The organism is Streptomyces sp. B15 (assembly GCF_018070605.1).
Taxonomy (GTDB): domain Bacteria; phylum Actinomycetota; class Actinomycetes; order Streptomycetales; family Streptomycetaceae; genus Streptomyces; species Streptomyces smyrnaeus.
On the sequence record NZ_JAGPXJ010000008.1, the window covers coordinates 97,366 to 117,644 of the forward strand.

The 20,279-nt window shown below is 71.4% G+C and carries 15 protein-coding genes; 11 read left to right on the top strand and 4 right to left on the bottom strand.

Features of this window, described 5'->3' with window-relative positions; all coding sequences use genetic code 11:
• Window positions 1-53: 53 nt before the first annotated feature.
• From KBY19_RS06375 to KBY19_RS06385, 3 genes are all read left to right on the top strand, one after another.
• Entirely contained in the window at window positions 54-1,487 is a 1,434-nt protein-coding gene (locus tag KBY19_RS06375) for a lanthionine synthetase C family protein (protein ID WP_210965331.1), read from the top strand.
• Complete coding sequence (locus tag KBY19_RS06380; protein ID WP_210965332.1) at window positions 1,484-4,804, top strand: lantibiotic dehydratase; 3,321 nt, start codon at window positions 1,484-1,486, stop codon at window positions 4,802-4,804. Before KBY19_RS06375 ends, KBY19_RS06380 begins: the two co-directional genes overlap by 4 nt.
• 162 nt (window positions 4,805-4,966) lie before the next feature.
• The gene (locus KBY19_RS06385) at window positions 4,967-5,371 is read left to right on the top strand and encodes a hypothetical protein (protein WP_210965333.1); all 405 of its coding nucleotides are present in this window, start codon (window positions 4,967-4,969) and stop codon (window positions 5,369-5,371) included.
• Window positions 5,372-5,408: 37 nt separating this feature from the next.
• Here KBY19_RS06385 and KBY19_RS06390 read toward each other — a convergent pair whose 3' ends face one another.
• Both KBY19_RS06390 and KBY19_RS06395 read right to left on the bottom strand, forming a co-directional pair.
• A complete protein-coding gene (locus KBY19_RS06390) occupies window positions 5,409-6,185 on the bottom strand; it encodes a DUF4232 domain-containing protein (RefSeq protein ID WP_307843447.1) in 777 nt (258 codons plus the stop codon).
• 207 nt (window positions 6,186-6,392) lie between these two features.
• Complete coding sequence (locus tag KBY19_RS06395) at window positions 6,393-6,779, bottom strand: hypothetical protein (protein ID WP_210965335.1); 387 nt, start codon at window positions 6,777-6,779, stop codon at window positions 6,393-6,395.
• A 516-nt stretch (window positions 6,780-7,295) separates the two neighbouring features.
• On the opposite strand from KBY19_RS06395, the gene KBY19_RS06400 reads away from it, so the two are divergent.
• Window positions 7,296-9,017 (top strand): BCCT family transporter, encoded by a 1,722-nt coding sequence (locus KBY19_RS06400; RefSeq protein WP_307843448.1) that lies wholly within the window; start codon window positions 7,296-7,298, stop codon window positions 9,015-9,017.
• A 128-nt stretch (window positions 9,018-9,145) separates the two neighbouring features.
• Here the strand turns inward: KBY19_RS06400 and KBY19_RS06405 are convergent, their stop codons facing one another.
• Window positions 9,146-9,637, bottom strand: a complete 492-nt coding sequence (locus KBY19_RS06405; RefSeq protein ID WP_210965336.1) for a VOC family protein — start codon at window positions 9,635-9,637, stop codon at window positions 9,146-9,148.
• Between the two features lie 146 nt (window positions 9,638-9,783).
• Here KBY19_RS06405 and KBY19_RS06410 point away from each other — a divergent pair, with 146 nt between their 5' ends.
• Both KBY19_RS06410 and KBY19_RS06415 read left to right on the top strand, forming a co-directional pair.
• Window positions 9,784-11,079 carry an MFS transporter gene (locus KBY19_RS06410; protein WP_307843449.1) on the top strand — a complete coding sequence of 432 codons (1,296 nt, stop codon included), beginning with the start codon at window positions 9,784-9,786 and terminating at the stop codon, window positions 11,077-11,079.
• 14 nt (window positions 11,080-11,093) lie between these two features.
• Window positions 11,094-11,768, top strand: a complete 675-nt coding sequence (locus KBY19_RS06415) for a helix-turn-helix domain-containing protein (RefSeq protein ID WP_210965338.1) — start codon at window positions 11,094-11,096, stop codon at window positions 11,766-11,768.
• Window positions 11,769-11,848: 80 nt separating this feature from the next.
• On the opposite strand, the gene KBY19_RS06420 is transcribed toward KBY19_RS06415, so the two are convergent.
• Window positions 11,849-12,448 (bottom strand): hypothetical protein, encoded by a 600-nt coding sequence (locus KBY19_RS06420; protein WP_247690658.1) that lies wholly within the window; start codon window positions 12,446-12,448, stop codon window positions 11,849-11,851.
• Between the two features lie 308 nt (window positions 12,449-12,756).
• Here KBY19_RS06420 and KBY19_RS06425 point away from each other — a divergent pair, with 308 nt between their 5' ends.
• From KBY19_RS06425 to KBY19_RS06445, 5 genes are all read left to right on the top strand, one after another.
• The gene (locus KBY19_RS06425) at window positions 12,757-13,509 is read left to right on the top strand and encodes a GntR family transcriptional regulator (protein WP_210957001.1); all 753 of its coding nucleotides are present in this window, start codon (window positions 12,757-12,759) and stop codon (window positions 13,507-13,509) included.
• 170 nt (window positions 13,510-13,679) lie between these two features.
• On the top strand, window positions 13,680-13,895 hold the full coding sequence (locus KBY19_RS06430) for a hypothetical protein (RefSeq protein ID WP_099883781.1): 216 nt from the start codon (window positions 13,680-13,682) through the stop codon (window positions 13,893-13,895).
• Window positions 13,896-14,134: 239 nt separating this feature from the next.
• Complete coding sequence (locus KBY19_RS06435; protein WP_307842653.1) at window positions 14,135-16,720, top strand: SpoIIE family protein phosphatase; 2,586 nt, start codon at window positions 14,135-14,137, stop codon at window positions 16,718-16,720.
• 403 nt (window positions 16,721-17,123) lie between these two features.
• Entirely contained in the window at window positions 17,124-19,202 is a 2,079-nt protein-coding gene (locus tag KBY19_RS06440) for an ATP-binding SpoIIE family protein phosphatase (protein WP_210965340.1), read from the top strand.
• Between the two features lie 205 nt (window positions 19,203-19,407).
• A complete protein-coding gene (locus tag KBY19_RS06445; RefSeq protein WP_210965341.1) occupies window positions 19,408-20,202 on the top strand; it encodes a response regulator transcription factor in 795 nt (264 codons plus the stop codon).
• Window positions 20,203-20,279 lie beyond the last annotated feature (77 nt).

Below are 20,279 nucleotides of genomic sequence, written 5' to 3' on the forward strand. Positions count from 1 at the left end.
GGCTGAGATTCGCTGAGAAGGCCGAGAGGGCTGAGAGAGGGAACGGCCGCGCTATGGAGTCCCGTTCCGCGGGGAAAGTGACCGACGACGAGGTTCTGCGTCTGGCTCGCGAGGTGGCTGACCGGCTCATGGAATCGGCCGGGGAAGCCGAAGGGAAGGCGGATCTCGCCGACGGTGCCCCCGGCATCGCGCTCGCCCTCCGATATGCCGCCGAAGTCTTCGACGACGACCGCTACTTCAAAGCCGGCCGGCTCCAACTGCGCCGCACCGCCGAGGCGAGTGCCGCCGCGCCCTTGCACGCGCCCGGTCTGTACCTCGGCACCGCGGGTGTCGTCTGGGCGGTGACCGAGTACGCCCGAGTGGAGCCGCGCTACCTTCCGACGCTCGCCACGATGACGGACCAGCTCGCCCGGCAGACGCTGGCGATCAAGCTCGACACCGCCGCGGGAAGCGTCGCCTCGCACGACTACGACGTCATCGGGGGCGCGGCCGGCTGGCTCGCTGCGCTCTCCAAGGCGGCGGGTGTCCTCGGCGGGCGCGCGACGGACGCGGTCGGGGAGGCCACGGGCCGCCTGGTCGACTACCTGGTGGAGCTGTCCCAGGATGACGGCGGCACGCTCAGGTGGTTCTGCGCGCCCGCCCATTTCCCCAGTATTCCGGGCCCCGACGGACAGCCGACGCCCCTTCCGGGATATGTGAAGAACTTTCCCGACGGCGTCTACAACCTGGGATTCGCCCATGGGCCGCCGGGTATTCTCGCGGCCCTCTGCCGTCCCGACGCCGCCAACGCGGTCGGCAGCGCGGTCGGCAGCGCGGGGCAAGAAGCACGGTCGCGCCGAGTACGGCAGGGAGTTCGCGACCTCGCCCGGATGCTCGACGCGCTGCGCATCGACGGCCTCAACTATCCGGCGTGGGCCAACCTTCTGCTGCCCCACCCGGACACGGGGCGCCCCGACACCGACGCTGAGCAGGTACCGGCCAGGAGCGCGTGGTGCTACGGCCCGCCCGGCATCGCAGCCTCCCTGCTGCCTGCCTCGGCGGCCTGCGGCGACCCGGAGCCGACCGACCTCGCGGTGGCCACGCTCCTCGGCCTCGAACGCACCCCTGCCGAGGATCAGCGTCTCAACTCGCCCACGCTGTGCCACGGGCTGGCGGGGCTGGTGACCATCTACGGTCGCGCCGCCGCACAGACCGGCCTGCCGGATCTGCGGCGCATGCACGACGAGTTCCTGTCGCGGATGTGCGCGTACGCGGACCCGGACCACCCCTATCTCTTCCCCGACTACGACCCGTGGGGGCGGCAGGAGCACAACGCCGGCCTGTTGACCGGTGCGGCCGGAGTGCTGCTCGCCCTTCTGGGCGCCGTGTCCGACGCGGCGGCCGAGTGGGACGAGGTGCTGTTCCTGACCCCCAGGCCCCCGAGCGGGTACGGGCCGGGCGGGAGCGGGGCGGCACCGAACGGGGATCGAGGAGCGGGGGAGATATGAACGAAAAGGGCGCCGACATCTACCGGGCCTGCGGGTTCTTCATGCTCAGGGCGCCGGCCCTGCCCGCACGCCCGATGCTCGAACTGCTCAGGTCGCTGCCCATGGCGGATGTCGACGCCGTGCGCACGGATGCCTGGCAGGACGATTACGCGGATCAGCTCCTCAAGCTGTGGTGGACCCCGGGCGTCCCGGACGCTGTGCGGGCCGCCTCGCCTCATCTGGCGGACGCGGTCGAGCGGTTCGACGGTCTCACCGGCAAGAATCGGCGCAAGGCGGTGCGCGGCCTCAGCCGCTACCTGAACCGGATGAGCTTCCGCTCGACACCGTTCGGCCTCTTCGCGGGCGTGGCCACCGGCGTGTTCGGTGCCGAGCAGCGCACCCGGCTCGGGCACGGCGCCATCGGAAGGGCCCGCGCACGCGCGGACTCCGGGTGGGTCATGCATCTGGTGAAGCGGCTCGCCTTCGGCGCGGAGCGCCCTCGCGATCTGCGGGTGCGGCGCAACGATCTGCTCCATGTGGCCCGCGGCCGGGTGTGGCTGTCCACCGCCGAGGGCTATGGGCTCAACGACAGGGCGCAACCCGCCCTCCCCGGCGCGAACGACGGCGAGGGGCGGGCCACGCCCAAGGGCCGACGCTCCGTCAGCGTACGGCTGACCGCGCCGATACGGACCGTGCTCGACCTCACCCGTACCCCGACGACGCTCGGCGACCTCACCGCCGCGCTCACCGAGGCCTATCCGAACGCCGGTGCCGAGCGGATCACCACGCTGATCGAGGGCCTGTTCGACAGCGACATCCTCATCACCGCCGAGCGCCCCCGGCTGCTCGTCCCGCCGGCCGGCCGGACGGACCGGGCCGACTCGCTGCTCCGCTCGGTGCTGCCGCCCGTCACCGACCCCGCCGTCGCGCGCGCTGTCGACGGTATGGAGGCGGCGATCGGCGCATTCAACCAGGGCGAGATCCCGGCATCGGAGTTGCTCGGCACGGCGAGCGCGCCGATGCCCGATGCCATCGGCGGTCATAGGGGCCCGACCCTCCAGCTCGACTCGGCGCTGAACCTCGACGCGCCGCTGGCCCTTCCCCGGCCGGTGGCCGACCTGGCCGAAGAGGCCGCCCATGTGCTCCTGCGGGTGGGCGCCGAGGACCGCTACCCGCCGCATCTCAAGGAGTACGCCGACGCGTTCTGCGAACGGTACGGCCACTGCTCCGAGATCCCCCTGCTGGAGGCGCTGACCCCGGAGACCGGCCTCGGCCCGCCGCGCAGATACCGCTCCCCGGGACGGTCGTACCCGCTGCCCGGTGTCGTCCCTGAGTCCGCGGACGGGCCTCAGGTGCCGGACGGGTCGTCACGGGAGGCCGTGCTGACCCGGCTGGTCACCGGGGCCCTGGCCCGCCGGGAGCTGAGCGTCCAGCTCGACGACCGGCTGTTCGACGAGCTCGCCGAGGCCTCGGCCGCCGAGGACGACCACCGGCCGCCGATGCCCGTCCTCGATCTGCACCTGGGCCTGCTGCCACCGGGGCCCGGTCGTGATCACTGGCGCGGTGTCTGCGGTACCGCCGGGGTGGGGATGGGCGGTCGGACCTTCTCCCGTTTCCACGATCTCCTCGACGACGGGACCCGGGCGTCGCTGCGGGAGCTGGCCGCCGCCGAGGAGCAGCGGCAGGGCGACGCCGTCTGCGCCGAGCTGTCCTCCCTCCCTCAGGACGCCCGGTCCATCAACGTCCTGATCCGCCCCACCACGCACACGTGGGAACTACCGGTCAACGTCACGCCGGGCCGGGACGAGAGTCATGTCATCCGGCTGGACGACGTCCTCGTCGGCGTGGCCGACGGAAAGCTCTATCTGCGCAGCCGCACCCTGGGCCGGCGGCTGCACGTCACCGATCGCACGATGCTCACCTGGGCGGGCGCGCCGGACCCGTGCCGGTTCCTGCTGGAGGTCTCCGAGTCCCTCTCCAGCACGGTCTCGTGGTTCAGCTGGGAAGGTCTGATCTGGACCATGCCGTTCCTGCCCCGTGTCGAGCGGGGCAACCTGGTGCTGCGCCGGGCGCGGTGGCGGCTGCGGCCGGGCGAGCTCACACCGTCCGGCAGCCCCTCCGACGGCGACGGCGGCGGCGTCGGACTGGCCGCGTTCGCCGACGCCGTCGGCGCCTGGGCCGAGAGGTGGATGGTGCCCCGCCTGGTCAACATCGCCAGCAACGACAACACGTTGCTGCTCGATCTCACCAGCGCTCCTTCCCTGCGTGAGCTGCGCGACAGCCTGGAACAGGCTCCGGAGGACGGGATCGTCCTGGAGGAGGTCCTGCCCGCGCCCGACGAGGGCTTCCTGCGGGATGCCGCCGGTGAGGTGTACGCCTCCGAGATCGTGGTGCCCCTCGTACGGACCGGTGAGGACCCGGGCCCCGTGGCCCGGCATGTGCGGTCCCGCCCGGTCCGCGAAGCCGCCGAGGATCCCGGGGCACGGATCAAGCGGGTCGGCAGCGACTGGCTCGCCGTGAAGCTCTACGCCGAGCCGGACGCGCACGACGCGCTGCTGGGCGTGGGCCTGGCCGGCCTCGCCGGACGACTGTCCGAACAGTACGGCGTGGCCGCCCCGTTCTTCCTGCGCTACGGCGATCCGGCCCCCCATCTGCGGGTGCGGTTCTTCGTGCCCGATCAGGCCGCGCGAGCGGACGTCCTGCGCGAGGTGACCGCCTGGGCCTACGACCTCGCCCAGGGCGGACACATCTCGGACCACACCTTCGTCAGCTATCAGCGAGAGGTCGAGCGGTACGGCGGTCCCGAACTGATCGCCGACGTCGAGGAATGGTTCCGGCAGGACAGCGCGGCCGTCGTCCAGCTTCTTGGGCACCTGCGCCGCTCCGGGACCGGTCTGCCGGGACTGCCGGACCTGGGCCTGGACGCGTCCCAGGAACGTGCCGCGCTGGTCACCCTCACCCTCGACCGGCTGTGCGCCTCCCTGATCCCCGAACCCGAGGCCCGCCACGCTCTCGCCCGCATCGCGGCGTCGCGCAACTCCGGCGGCGGCCTGTACCGGACGGCCGGGCGGAGTCTGTGGGCCGCACGCGCGGAAGACGGCCCGGCCCGTGAACTGCTCGACCGGACCGCCGCCGTGTGGCGCCCGGCCGCGGAGCGGCTCACCCGCCAGATGTCCGAGCTGGAGGGGAGAGGCGAACTCCAGGCGGACCGCGGCGACATCGTCCTGGCCCTGCTGCACATGCACTGCAACCGCATGGGGCTGCGTCCCACCGAGGAGGCGATCTCCTACGGGGTGTGGCGACGCCTCCTCGACCGGGCCGCGCACGCCTCCCGCTGAGCCGCCGATCCGGACACCGCACCGCGTCGCTCGCACCGGCGGCGCCATCGGGTGGCCGGACACTCCGCGGATCGCGGTGCAGTAGGCTCCGGGAACTGTTCGTGCTGTGCTGGGGGGCTCATGCGGCGCCTCGAGAAGTCGACTCGTGCGGAGCGAGCGGGCATGCGGCTCGACGGCGAGGAGATCCGGGCGCCCTCGCACTGGCGGGTCCCCTTCGGAAGACACCCTCTGCTCATCTGGTTGCTCGTCACCGCCGTGTTCCTGGCCGCGGCCGTGCTGTCGCTGGCGACCGGCATCGAGGCCCGTGTTCCGGCTGCCGCGGACGGAGAGTTGGCGAAGCGCTCGCCGGTGACCTGCGGCTCGGTGCTGCGGCCCGCCCGCTGGGGCGAGGACAAGTGGGACGAGAGCGCGCTGGCCTGGCGCACCCGTGTGTGCGACACCGCGCGGATCTCCCGGCTGGGGTGGACCGGGATCTTCGTGATCGGCGGACTGGCCGTGCTGGTGACCGGAGCGGGCGTGTGCGCCCGGCGGCTGCCCGGGACGGCGGCCGACACACGCGCCCGGTGAGAACTGCCGCCCGGGTGGAGGGACTGGGCGCCGGCAGTCACTTGCCGGCGCCGACGGGGCCGACCGTGACCGGGGGTGTGGGGCTGTCGGAGACCGGCAGATTGATGCTGGTCGGCAGGGTCTTGGACTGGGTCTCGTTGGGCGGGGTGACGACGAGGCTGGTGACGGTCACACCGCTGCCGCCGGTGTCGTTGCGCGGGTAGTGAAGGGTGAAGCGGGTCGTCTGGCCGGGCTGGAGCGTGACCGTCGGGGGTGCGGTGTTGTTGCGGGCGGCGTTGAACGAGCCCGCATTGCTCTTGAGGTCGACCCCCGGGAAGCCCCGCAGGGTGCAGGTGGCGGAGCTGGTGTTCCTGAGGTTCACCAGAAGGGTGCCCTCGGCCATGCCGCTCGAGGTGCTCATCGCGAGCCCGGGGGTCTTGCAGAAGCCGGAGTCGGCCGCCCCGCCCCCGGAGCCTCCTCCCGTCGCCCCTGCGGAGTCCTCGTTCTTGTCGTCCGACGACGCGGGCGGCGCGTCGTCGTCCTTGGCGCCGCCGCCGTGTGGATCGGACGACGACGAGGGGGACGTGTTCCGCTTCTTCGACGAGTCCTTGGGGGAGTCGGCGGGTGCGGGTGCCGCTTCTCCGGCCACCTTCTTGGGCGCGGAGGACCCCGACCCCTCACTCCCGCAGCCGGTCAGCAGCACTGCGGCAGCCCCCACCGCGGCAACCGCTGCCAGGCGTGTGCTCCGGTCGACGCGCCGTCGCCCGGAGGCTGCTGGTTGGGCCCGGCCGCTTGTCCGCGCCGCGTGCTGCTGCTGTTCTCTCACTGTCGTCACTTCCTGATCATTCCGCGCGAGCGTCCCCTTGATACGGAGAGCCGAGTCCCCTCCGCCCGGCTCTTCCGTTGTACACAGTCTGATGATGGGCACGACAGGAAAGTTCATCACGGGTCCGCGTCTTGCGAACCGCCGCCGCCTCTTTTCGAACCGCCGCGTGGCGGCCCGCGCGCCCGGGCCCGCGAAGCGGCCGCCGGACAGCGCGCGTCACAGGGCAGGGTGGATGACGCCTCGCGTGGGGCGCCGCGTTCCGAAGTGGTGTACACCGGAGCGGTGCGCGGGGGCGGCGTTCGCCGTCACCCTCGCCGGCCCGGTGCCTTCCTTCGGCCCGGCCAGGGCCCGCCCCTGGCTCTCGGCCGTTTCCTCGCCCTCCGGCGCCATGCTATGGGCGAGGTAGGCGCGCCAGGTGCCGGTCCCCAGCACGACGCCGATGGCGAGTGCGAGGGCGGCAAGCACGTCGGAGGCCTGAACGCCGGGGCGGCGGCACCCTTCGGCGGGCGGCCGCGCGTCCTCGTCCTCGTCCTGGTCCCCGGCTGCGCCGTCGTGGCGGGTCCGCCACCGTCGCCTCGTGTCCGGGTCGCTCGGCTCGTCCACTGCTCTCACCTGCCCTCGTCGCTGCTTGTCGCCGGTCGGTCGCCGTCCCGTCCGTCTCTGTCCGACCACCGCGCCGCACCGGCCCGTCCCCACGTGTGATGCCGTACCCGGCGCAAAAGTTCACGGTTGTCTCCTCGCCTGTTCCCAGGCCGGGCCGCCTGGTGGGTCGCCCGCGCTCACCCGGCCAGGTCGTCGCGCTCCGCCGCAGTCCGGCAACCCTTTGCGCCCGTTTATGTGACCGATCAACTCCGGCGCCGGGGGAGGATTCCGACGGCGGCCGGGCAAGAGCGGAATCTGAGCATTTGATCCGACCGTCGGTAACCGCCCGACTGGCACTCAGGGTCACCAACATCGCTTGCTCACCGGGCAGTTACCTCAGGAGTCACGAATGTGCAACGGAACGGGCCATGGGGTGCGAGGGGTTGATCGGGAGTGCCACCATCAACGCTCAACGCGGCCGGGACGATCATTGGCGAACGCACATCCCATGACGCCCGCTGGTTCCGGAGCGCTTCAGTGAACTCCCTCCCCACCTCTTGGGACTACTCCATGCTGGACAAGCTGCAACGCAGGCTGGGTCTCCGTACCGACTCGGTCATCTTCTTCACCTCCGCGGCCCTGACGATCCTCTTCGTCCTCACCACCATCTCGCTGACCGACCAGGTGGACAGCGTCTTCACCACCGCCTCGGACTGGATCCTCAAGAATCTGGGCTGGTTCTACATCCTGGGCGTCACCTCGTTCGTGATCTTCCTGATCTGGATCGCGCTCAGCCGCTACGGGCATGTGCGGCTGGGAGGGCAGAACACACGGCCGGAATACAGCAACGGCGCCTGGTTCGCGATGCTCTTCGCCGCCGGGATCGGCACCATCCTGATGTTCTGGGGGGTCGCCGAGCCGATCAGCCACTTCGCCAAACCGCCCGAGCAGGGCGTCGAGCCGGAGTCGGCCCACGCCGCCGAGCGGGCGATGGCCTTCGCGCTCTACCACTTCGGCCTGCACACCTGGGCCATCTTCTGCCTCCCGGCGCTGGCCTTCGCCTACTTCGTCTACCAGCGGGGACTGCCGTTCCGGCTGAGTTCGGTCCTGCACCCGCTGCTGGGCGACCGGATCAACGGGCCGATCGGCAAGAGCGTCGATGTCACGGCCGTGGTCGGCACCCTCTTCGGGGTCTCGGTCTCCATCGGGCTGGGCACCCTGCAGATCAACAGCGGGCTGAACGAACTCTTCGGCGTCCCGGAGAACAAGCTCGTCCAGGTGGTGCTGATCGCCGTGGTCACCGCGATCGCCACCGCCTCGGTGATGAGCGGTCTGGACAAGGGCATCAAGATCCTGTCCAACATCAACATCCTGATGGCCATCGGCCTGCTGCTCTTCGTCCTCCTCGCCGGTCCCACGCTCTTCATGGCCAAGGGCATCGTCGAGACGACCGGGACCTATGTGAGCTCCGTGGTGCCGCTGTCGTTCTGGAACGACACCTTCGCCGACAGCGGCTGGCAGGGCAGCTGGACGGTCTTCTACTGGGCCTGGACCATCACCTGGTCGCCGTTCGTCGGTATCTTCATCGCCCGTATCTCCAAGGGGCGTACGATCCGTGAGTTCGTCCTCGGCGTGCTGGCGCTGCCCACCGCCTTCACCGTGATCTGGTTCAGCATCTTCGGCATGGGCTCGTTCGACATCGAGATGAACGGCTCGGGCGGACTGGTCAAGGCCGTCGTGGACGAAGGGGACGTCCCCGGCGCGCTCTTCGCCTTCCTGGAGAACTACCCGGCGGCCACCCTCGTGTCGGCGTTGTCGGTGCTGATCGTGGTCATCTTCTTCACCACCTCCTCCGACTCCGCCGCCATGGTGGTCGACATGCTCTGTGAGCGGGTGGACGACAAGCTGCCCAGCCCCACCCGGCAGCGTGTCTTCTGGGCCGTCACCCAGGGCGTGGTCGCGGGCACCCTGCTGGCGGCCACCGGCAAGGGAGGGCTGGATGCCCTGCAGCAGGTCATCACGGTCATCGGGCTGCCGTTCTTCGTGATCGCCTTCGTGATGATGTTCTCCCTGCTCCGGGCATTGAAGTCGGACTACCCGGAGTTGGGCCGCAATCCGCTGACCAAGCAACTGGAGGCGCGGGGCGGCACGACGGTCGGGCCGGAGGCGACGGTCGAGCCGGAGGCGCTGATCGACCCCCAGACGCCGACCGAGCCGGAGGCGCCGGCCGCCGGGGCGGTGAAGGACCCGGTCGGCTGATCCCGCACCGTCCGGCGGGGAGGGCTCACCGTCCGACCGGCCCGCTTCAGCTGCTGGTGACCGCGACCGCCGCGGTCACCAGCAGCTGTTGCGTTTCCTGGAGGCGCCGCAGGTCAGGGCGGGTCGCCTCACTGCGGCCGACGCCCCTCGTCCGTGTCTTCGGTGGCCGGCTGTGGCGAAGGTGGGGTGCGGCCGAAGACCCACGGGGCCAGGACGACGTGCCAGCCGTCCGGATCCTCGAAGAGGGTTGCTCCGCGGTCGGGCCAGTAGGGGTTGGCGGCGGGGACGGGGCGGTGGCCGCGGGAGCGCAGCCGGGCCACCGCGCGGTCGTGGGCCGCCTGGTCCGTCAGATAGAGGACCAGTTGGTTCTCGGGGTGCGGGGCGGGGATGTGGGGCGGGTCGCCGTGCTGGGTCAGCTCCATGTGGACGGGGGTGCCGGGGAGGCCCAGGACGATTCCGTCGTAGCCCGCGTGGTCACGCCACTCGGCGAGGACGGGCAGGCCGAGGTCGTCGCGGTAGAAGGCGCGGACGGCATCGAAGTGGGCGGTCGGGCGGGCGAAGCGCACCGCGCCCACGGACAGGTGCTCGGGCCAGGCGTGGGTGAGGGGGCTGCTGCTCATGGGGTGACGGTGGCACGGATGACGGGCGCTGTTCCTCGGTCGCAGGGCGGAGGAGGGCTCCGTCCTTGGAAGCGGGACGGGCTGCTCCCGACCCTACCTTCAAAGAAGTGTTTGACGGTTGGCGCCGTGTGCCGCACACTCACTGCGTGACCACTTCCGACGCTTCCCGCCCCGGCCGTGCCGGGCTCCGCGACCTGCTGCGCCGACGCGGCTTCCGCCAACTCGCGCTGGGCCGGGCGCTCTCCTTCTTCGGAAACTCCATGGCGCCTGTCGTACTGGCCTTCGCCGTCCTGGACCTGGGCGGCTCCGCGGTGGACGTGGGGCTGGTCGTCGGGGCCCGGTCGATCAGCAATGTGGTGCTGCTGTTGTTCGGCGGGCTGCTGGCCGACCGGCTGCCCCGGGCCCTGGTGCTGCAGGGCGCGGCACTGTCCGCCGCTCTGGTACAAGGCGGGGTCGGGCTCGCGGTGCTGGCGGACAGGGCGCCGATGGGTGTGCTCCTCGTGCTCAGCGTGGTGCAAGGAGCGGTGGCCGCCGTCTCCATACCGGCCTCTGCCGCGCTGCTTCCGCTCACGGTGCCGCCCGATGAGCTGCGGCCCGCCAACGCCCTCTCCCGGATGGGGATCAACACCGGGATGATCGCGGGCACGTCGCTCGGCGGGCTGCTGGCCGCCGTCGCGGGGCCGGGATGGGGCATGGTGCTCAACGGGGTGGCGTTCCTGGGCGCCGCGCTCGCCTACCGTCTCGCAGGACGCGAGCCGGCCCGGCACGACGCCGGACCCGCCCCGGCCGGCGAGCCGGTGCGGCCCTGGCAGGAACTGCGCGAGGGCTGGACTGAGTTCGTCTCCCGTACATGGGTGTGGGTGGTGGTGCTCCAGTTCTTCGTGGTGAACGCGGTCGCGGCCGGCGGCATCCAGGTACTGGGGCCGACGGTCGCCGACGCGACGTTCGGCCGCACCGTCTGGGGCTTCGTCCTGGCGGCCCAGATGGCCGGGGCGCTGATCGGCGGGCTGCTGGTGGCCCGCTCCCGTTCCCGGCACGCGCTGCGGATCGGTGTCGCCGTTGTCGCGCTGGACGCGCTCCCGCTCCTCGCCCTCGCGCAGTCGGCCGATGTGGCTCTGCTGCTGGCGGCGATGTTCGTGAACGGCATCGCCATCGAGCAATTCAGCGTCGCCTGGGACCTCTCCCTCCAGGAGAACGTTCCGCAGGAGAAGTTGGCCCGTGTCTACTCCTACGACGCGCTCGGCTCCACCCTCGCCCTCCCGATGGGCGAGATGGCGGCCGGACCGCTGGCGGAACGCTTCGGGGTGCGCCCGACGCTGCTGTGCGGGGTCGCGCTCGTCGCGCTGGTGACGGTGGGTGCGCTGTGCAGCAGCCAGGTGCGGGGGCTGACGACGGGTGGAGCGGTGCCGGATCAGGGCGCTCGGGAAGACGTCGGGGTGTGAGGCAGACTGACCGGGTGCCCGAACCTCGCACCGACCCACGCGGCCCTTCCGATCCACCTGGCTCTGCCGAACCGTCCGGCCCTGCCGAACCGTCCGGCCGCTCGGCCGCGACCGAGACCTCGGTCGCGGATCTGCGGGTGCTGGCCCACCCGCTGCGGCTGCGGCTGCTCTCGCTGCTGACCGGCCAGGCGTACAGCGCGGCCGAGGCGGCGCGCGTCCTCGACCAGTCACAGGCCAACGTCAGCTACCACCTGCGCCGATTGCACGCCGCCGGACTGGTGGACGCGGTGGCCGAGGTCGCCGTACGCGGCGGCACGGCCAAGCGGTACCGCCACGATCCGGACAGCGGGGAACGCGTGGGTCGTGGTACTCCGCAGGGCGTCGACGCGTACCTCGCTCTAGCGGGGGCGCTGGGCGAGGAACTGCGGCGGCGAACGGCGCAGCGGGACACCGAGGTGCGGGGAGAGATGACGGACGCCGAGGTCTGGCTGGAGCCGCAGGTGTGGGCGCGGGTGCGGGAGAGCGCCAAGGAGCTGAGCGAGGACCTGCATCGGCACGCCCTCCCGCCCGGCACGGACGGCGCGGTACGGGTCAGCGCCACCATGGTGCTGTTCGCGATGAAAGGGGAGGCGAGCCAGGGGGAGAGCAGTACGCGGGAGGCGAGCCAGGGGGAGACGGAGGGCGGCTGAGGCCGCGCGGTGAGGCGCCGGAGCGGGCGGCGCCGGCGCGGGCGGTTCCCACCCGCCACGACGCCGGACCGGTGGCCCGGTCACACGTCCGGTGCCGTCTCCTCCGCTGCCTCTTCGTCCGCCTGTTGTCCACTGAGGAAGTCGGCGGCCGGCTCCGGCGGGTTGGCGGCGCGGGTGAGGGCGAACATCGCCTCCGGGTCGAACATGTCGTAGAGGATCACGGGCACCGGTCGCCCCAGGGTGCGTACGAGGTCGCCGTCGGCGTGCAGCTGCCGCGCCACCTCGACGCACAACTCGTGGAACTCGGCGTCGAGCAGGTCCGCCCGCTCGTCCTGGAGCGGTTGCGGGGCGTCGTCCTCGTACCAGAGCCCGTTGGACGCTGCTTCCCGGCGGTGCAAGGCGGCTCCGCGCGGGTCGTGTTCCTCGTCGTGTCCGATGACGCGGACGCCCTCCAGCCCGGAGGGCGGGAAGTACGCGTAGTTCCAGCGAGCGTCCCACGGCTCGGGCGGGTTCGGCTCCGCGAGCAGTCGGGCCACCTCGGCCTCCGTGTTGTAGCCGAGGGCCAGACAGGGGAAGCGAGGGTCCTGGTCGACGCTGTCGATCCGGAAGGTGACGGTGTAGAGGCCGGACTCCTCCGCATCGGGGAATTCCGCGAGGGCGTCCACCGCCATCTGTCTCATGTGCTGTCGGAAGGTCATCGAGCGTGCTCCCAGGGCCGGTGGTGCGGAACTCTAGCGGGGCGCTCGGCGCCGGGCGCGTCCGCGTCGGGCCCGCTCCGTCCCGAACTCCCCGTGCGCCCCGGTTCCGTTCCGAGCGCGGGCGGAAGGAGGGGGTGTGAGGGGTCTGAGCAGGCGCTCATCACATCGGGTGAAACTTTGGCCGACTGTTGCGGCCAACAACCCTCTGTTGCCAAGCTGTTGCTGACCGTCAGCAGGACTCAGCACCAGTCGGCTTCACCCAGTATCTGGCCGAAACGGGGAGGGCACACGTGCCATTCGGTGAGCAGCCCGCGTATCTGCGTGTGGCCTCGGATCTGCGCAAGAAGATCGCGGACGGTTCCCTGCCGCCGCAAGCCCGGCTCCCCTCGCAGGCCCGCATCCGCGAGGAGTACGGCGTCTCCGACACGGTCGCGCTGGAAGCGCGCAAGGTGCTGATGGCCGAGGGGCTGGTCGAGGGTCGCTCGGGCTCCGGAACCTATGTACGGGAGCTCCCGGCCGCGCGCCGGGTCTCACGTACGGGCTACCGCTCGCTCGGCGAGTGCACCCCCTTCCGGCAGGAGCAGTCCGACGAGCGGGTGCAGGGCACCTGGGAGTCGCAGAGCGAGCAGGAGGACGCCTCGGCCGACATCGCCGAGCGGCTGTTCGTCGAGCGGGGCGAGAGGGTGATGCGCACCCGCTACGTCTTCCACGTCGACGGTGCCCCGGTGATGCTCTCCACCTCCTGGGAGCCGCTGGCGGTGACCGGCCGGACGCCGGTGATGCTGCCGGAGGAGGGCCCGCTGGGCGGCCGGGGGGTGGTGGAGCGGATGGCGGCGATCGACCTGGTGGTGGACAACGTGACCGAGGAGGTCGGCACCCGTCCTGGCCGGGCCGAGGAGATGACGGCGCTGGGAGGCGTGCCGGGTCATGCGGTGCTGGTCATCGCGCGTACGTATTTGGCGGGCAAGCGGCCCGTGGAGACGGCGGACGTGGTGGTGCCCGCCGACCGCTTCAGGCTGGCGTACCACCTTCCGGTGAAGTAGCAGGCTCTTTCTGTCTCCCTCCGCCATGGCCGTCCGCTCGGGGGCGATCTTCTGGCTCCCCGGCCCGCGCGCCGGCGCACTTTCCGCGAGAGCGAACAGATGGCCGAAAGATTTGGCCCGGTGTGCAAAGCTGAATGCGGTGAGTGAGGGCCGGGCGTAAGCTCTGGCATATGCGAAGTGCGAGCGGCGACAGTGAAGCGGTGCTGCCCTGGCAGCTCATCCGCCAGGACTGCCACGGCAACCGCTACCGCGTCGGCAGTTATGCCACTCGGGGTGAGGCGCAGCATCTCGCCGAACGGCTGAGCGAACAGGGTGAGGGCTATCTGGTGGAACACCGCGACCGCCTCGCCGCGCACGGCGAGCGCGCGGACGACGGCCACGCCTGACGCCGGACGAACTTCGACCACCCGGCACCCGCGCCCGGCGGGGCCTCGGTCACCGACGCCTGACACCTGACGCCTGGTACCGGCGGATCTCGGCCAACCGGCACCGGGTGGGCTACCGGGGCATCGGACTTCCGTACCCCTGCGACGCTCCGTGTGCGTACGACAGCACAGCGTGCTCGACGTGTGGATAATTGGTCCATCTTGGACGTATCCAGATCCCGACCGGGGGCGTGGGCCGTGTGAGCACCGAACCCGCCGACGAGGCGACCTCGCTCCTCGACACCCTCCGCGTCGGGATCGTCATGCTCGACGGCCACGGCACCGTGCTGGTGTGGAGTCCGACCACCGAGGAGATCCTGGGCTGGCCGGCCGAGGAGACCGTGGGCCGCTCGATCGAGGACTTCCTGGAGAGCGACGACGTCGAGCGCCGCACCCGCCGCAACAGCCTCGGTCGCACCGGAAGCTGGCGCGGCAATCTGCGCATCCGCCACCGGGACGGACATGTGGTCGAGGTCGAGGGGCGCGGGTCGCTGCTGCGAGACACCGACCGGCGTCCGTTCGTCCTCGCGAACATCATGGAGACCAGCAGGATCAGCGCCGTCGAACACGATCTGGCGGCGCTGGACGCGCTGTTCGCCTCCTCGCCCCTGGGGATCGCCGTCTTCGACACGGAGCAGCGGTTCGTCCGCTTCAACGACGCCCTCGTACGGCTGAACAACGCCACCGACACCGACCTCCTCGGCCGCTCGGTCGCCGAACTGCTTCCCGCCGAGACGGCCGAGGAGGTGATGCAGATCATCTCCAGCGTGCTGGAGACCGGACGCTCCGTCGTGGACGTGGTGACCACCGCGCCGGACGGTACGGGCGCGCGTTCCGTCTCGTACTCCCGGATCACCGACCGCAGCGGCAAGGTGCTCGGTGTCAGCTGCACCGTCATGGACATCACCGAGCGGCTGGAGGCGCTCAACAAGGCGGAGGCGGCACGGCAGCGGCTCGCGCTGCTGGACGACGTGGGGGTGGCCCTCGGCGATCTGCTCGACGTCCGCTCCATCTCCCAGGCGCTGGCCGAAGTGCTGGTACCGCGCTTCGCCGACTACGCCGGGGTCATGCTGCGCGGCGAGGTCGCTGTCGGTGGCGAACTGCCCGAGCCCGTCATCCCCGTGGGCACGCCGCTGCACCTGTTCGGCTTCGCGGCCCGGGAGGACGGCGAGCGGGTGGAGAGGCTGCTGCAGCTCGGCGGAGAGATCATCTACGAGCGCGAGTCGCTGCTCGGCCGGGCGCTGGACAGCGGGACGCCCCAACTGGCCACCACACCCGAGGAGATCCTTCGCGCGACCCGGCCCGGCGATCCCAAGGTGCAGGCCACCTTCGAGCTGGGGGTGCACTCGCTGATGGCGGTGCCGCTGCGGGCGCGCGGGACGGTGCTCGGGCTGTTGCTGGTGAGCCGGGCACACGGGGACCTGCCGTACGTGGGTGAGGACCGGGCGCTCGCGGTGGAACTGAGCGACCGCGCCGGCACCTTCCTCGACAACGCCCGGCTGTACGCGCGGGAGCGCGAGGGAGCGCTGATGCTTCAGCGCAGTCTGCTGCCGCAGCACATCCACGAGCCGCCCGGCGTCAGTCTCGCCTACCGCTATGTGCCCGGCAGCAGCGGTACGGAGGTGGGCGGCGACTGGTTCGACGTCATCCCGCTGCCGGGCGGCAGGGTCGCTTTCGTGGTCGGGGACGTCATGGGCCATGGTCTGCACTCGGCCGTCACCATGGGTCGGCTGCGTACGGCCGTCCGCACGCTGGCGGGGCTCGATCTGCCGCCGGACGAGCTGCTCGCCCGCGTCAGCACCGTCGGCGACGATCTGTCCCACGGGCCGGACGAGCCACTGATGGCGACCTGCCTGTACGCGGTCTACGAGCCGGCGCCCACTTCGGCGGGCCGCCGCTGCGGAGTGCTGACCATGGCCAGCGCGGGGCACGTACCCCCGCTGCTGGTCACGCAGGAGAGCGGCGGCGGCTGCCGGGCCCGGCCCGTCCACATCCCCTCGGGCACCCCGCTCGGTGTCGTCGGGGCCGCCCCGGGCGGGGCGTACGAGCTGGCCGAGGTGGAGATCGAGGAAGGCAGCGTCTTCGTTCTCTACACCGACGGGCTCGTGGAGAGCAGGGGCGAGGACATCACCGAGGGCATCGACCGGGTCTGTGCGCTGCTCGCCGGTCCCGACTGCCACCGGGTGGCACCGGAGGAAGAGCCCACCTGGAACGGTGCCGGCGCCTACGTCTCGGCCGGACCGGTGGCGGAGACCGGCTGCGGCGGCATCGAGGAGGCGTGCGACGTTCTCATCGACTCGCTGCGCCGGCATGGTTCGAGCGTCAACGGCCACCTCAGCACGGGCGACGACGTCGCGCTGCTGATGGCCCGGCTGGGCGGGCTGCCGGGGCACACCGCCGCCTCCTGGTCGTTCACCACCGGGAGTTACGCGGTGCGCCGGGCGCGGGAGGCCGTACGCGAGACACTGCGTGCGTGGGGGCTCAGGGGGCTGGAGGACACCGGTGTGCTGCTGGTGAGTGAACTGGTCACCAACGCGCTGCGGTACGCGCACGGGCCCATCGGGGTGCGGATGGTGCGCGACACCAGCCGTGACCCGGCGGGCCGCGAAGGGGTGCTGATCGTGGAGGTCTCGGACCCGCTGACCGAGCCGCCGCGTGAACGCGTCGTCACCGAGGAGCAGGAGGGCGGCCGGGGGATTCAAATGGTGGCGAGTGAGGCCCGCCGATGGGGTACCCGGCACGGACCGGAGGGCAAGACGGTGTGGTTCGAACTGCCCCTGCCCTGAGCAGTGCCGCTGTTCGTGCGCAGCGCCCCCTCCGGCCCGCAATGGTCCGCGACGGCCCGCAGCGGTCCGCCAGGCCCCTTGCAAGGGCCTTGCAAGGGGCCTGGAACAACATAATCGGAACAACGTGTCGGTAACGGTTTCTCCCGTAGGGACCGCGGTGGCGCGGGGGTGGCGAGGAGCTGCCGCACAGGACGGCCCCGGGCCGGTGCGTACTCCTGGGGTTCGACCCGGCATTACCTGGTTAGGAGTCAGGGGTGACCCCCGTGAAAACGGGGGTATGCGCATGTTGCCTCGTCGTGACAAGGAAGACTTGTGGCGATCGGGAAGAGCGGGCTCCGGATGGCTCTCCGGGCTGCCACACTGCTCGGACCGGAGGCGAGCACCGGCAGTGGAAGGGGCGGCATTGAGCGATATCCCGGTGGAGGCGGCCGGTAAGCAGGACGACGTACGTCGTGCCCTGGCCCTGCTGAACGCCGCAGGCGCGCGGATCGGCAACTCACTGGATCTGGAGACCACGGCCCGCGAACTGCTGGACGTGGCGGTGCCCCAGTTCTGCGATCTGGCCTCCGTCGACCTCTACGAGAGCGTGTTGGCCGGAGACGAGCCGCGCCCGGTAGGACCGACGGACTCCGCGCCGGCCGGGCAGACCGGCTTCCACGACGCGGACACCGTACGCCGGGAGGGGCCGGTGGTGCGGCTTCCCGGCGAGCTGCCGAGGCGCCGCCGGACACCGGTCGGCTCGCCGCGCGGTGAGCTGCGCCGGGTGGCCTTCGCCAGCGCCGTCTCGAACACCCCCTACACCTACGGGCTTCCGGACGAGGAGGCCCGCACCGGCGAGACGGTGGTCGGCCCGCGTGACGCGGCGCACGAGGACGCAGCCGGGCGGGACGCAGTCGAGCAGGACGCAGCCGGGCAGGGAGGCCACCCCGCGCAGGGCGGTGCCGGTCGGGCCCGCGCCAACGGCGTCCCGCCCGCTGATGCCGCACAGCCGGGGCAGCCCGCTGAGGTCGGCTCCACACACTGCTACGCCGAGCACTCCCCGTTCGCCATAGCGCTGCGCACCGGTCGGGTGCAGAACATCACGAGCCAGGACGGCACCGTCCCGGCGCAGTTCGGCGCCGTCGTGCAGTCGACCCTCGCGGTACCGATGGTCGCCAGGGACCGGGTGCTGGGACTCGCGCAGTTCTCGCGCGCCAAGGGCAGCGAGCCGTTCGGCGAGCGGGACGGTGCCCTCGCCGCCGAGCTGGCGGCCCGCGCCGCCGTCTGCATCGACAACGCGCGCCTCTACCGCAGGGAACACGAGCGCGCCCTCATCCTGCAGCGCAGTCTGCTGCCGCCGGGCGACCCGGAGGCGGCGGGCCTGGAGATCGCCTGCCGCTATCTGCCGGGCAACCCGGCCACCGAGGTGGGTGGCGACTGGTTCGACGTCATCGAACTGCCCGGGCACCGCACCGCCATCGTCGTCGGCGATGTGATGGGGCGGGGGCTGCGTGCGGCTGTCGCCATGGGCGAACTCCGCACCGCCGTACGCACGCTGGCCCTCACCGACATGGAGCCGGCCGAGGTGCTGGGCGCGCTGGACGAGATCGCCCGCGGACTCGGCGACCCCCGCAGACAGCACCCGCAGCGCGGGCACCGCGGCAGCGACACCGACCTGTCCGAGGTGTACCTGGCCACCTGCATCTACGCCGTCTACGACCCCGTCTCGCGCCGCTGCACCTTCGCCAACGCCGGGCACCTGCCGCCCATCATGGTGGAGCCGGGCGAGCCCGCACTGCTGCTGGAGGTCCCCAAGGGGGTGCCGCTGGGGGTGGGCGGCGAGCCGTTCGAGGAGATCGAGATCGAGCTGCCGGAGGGTGCCATGCTCGCCCTCTACACCGACGGGCTGGTCGAGTCCCGCGACCACCCGCTCGACGAGGGCCTCGACCGGTTCCGCTCGGCGCTCACGGATGCCACCGAGCCGCTGGAGGACACCGCCGACCGGGTGCTGCGCACCCTCAACGTGCACCACGGCGAGGACGACATCGCGCTGCTCGTCGCCCGGGTGCAGGGCCTGGACCCAGAGCAGGTGGGCGACTGGACGCTGCCGCCCGAGCCGCGTTCGGTGGCGCGGGCCCGCGAGCTGACCTGCGAACAGCTCGCGGCCTGGGGGCTGGACGCGCTCAGCGACACCGCGGAGCTGCTGGTGAGTGAGCTGGTCACCAACGCGCTGCGGTACGGCGAGGGCAACATCCGGCTGCGTCTGCTGCTGGAGCGCACGCTGGTGTGCGAGGTGTGGGACGCGGGCCAGGTCCAGCCGCGCAGGCGCCGGGCACAGGACACCGACGAGGGCGGCCGGGGGCTGCAACTGGTGGATCTGCTCAGCACCGGCTGGGGGAGCCGACGGGTGCCCACGGGGAAGGCCGTCTGGTTCCAGATGCCCCGGCCCGAGGAGGGCAGGGCCGCACCGGATCCGACCGAGGCGTTGCTGAAATTGTTCTGAGTGACGCACAACGGTTGGAGAAAGTGGCTGAAATGCAGCGCCTGTATTCCGAGGCGCTGCACAGCACCCTTCATATGGCTGGATGCCCCTTTTTTCTGGGTCCCCACCCCGATAAGATTTCCGATCGGGGATCGGTGATTCTTGAAACGGGGGATGCTGTGTGGGTGTGCGGCTCATAATCCTTGATGACGACCCGGTGTATCGGATGGGCGTCAGAGCGGCGGCGGAAAGCGACAGCGCCATCGCCGTCGTGGCGGAGCAGAGCCTTCCCGAGTGGCGCCCCGGCCGGAAGCCGCCCGCGCTCGCGGAGCTGGTGGCGCAGTCGGACGTGGTGCTCGTCGGCGGCCCGAGCCCGGCCCGGCTGGCCCGTACGGTACGGCTGCTGACCTCCGACGCGCAGCGGCTGCCGGCGCTCGACGCCCAGCAGGCGCGGCAGCGCGCCGGCCCGGTGGCGCGGGTGCTGGTGGCCTCCGACGACGGCAACACCGCCGCTGTCGTCTCGGTGGTCCGCTCCGGCGCCATGGGCTATGTGATGAAGAGCGTCAGTGCCCGCACGCTGCTCAGATCGGTGCATCTGCTCGCCGAGGGAGGCGCCGCTTTCGGTGCCGGGGTCGCCGAGGGGCTGCGCGGCGGCCTGGGGATGCTGCCCCAACTGCCCAGCCGACTGGCCTTCCCCACCCTGACCGAGCGGGAGCGGGACATCCTGGAACTGCTCGCGCTCGGTTGGGAGAACAAGCGCATCGCCCGTCGCCTGGTGCTCGCGGAGAAGACGGTGCGCAACCACATCACCGGTCTCTTCAGAAAGCTGGAAGTCCCCGACCGGAACGCCGCCATGATGCGGGCGCGGGCGGTGGGGATCGGCGTGGAGCAGAAAGCGGCGGAGGTCCGAATTCAGGGCTCGGAATCCTGCGGCCAGGAATTCACGGACAGTGAGAAATCCGAGGGATGCCACTCACGGAAAATCGAGGGCACGGAATCACGCGCCGTGATTTCTCCTTGAGTCGCCGCAAGTTGGCGAGTCGGCGGATTCGTACGGTGCCGATCCGTGCGGTGCCGATTCGTGCGGTGCGGCGAGTT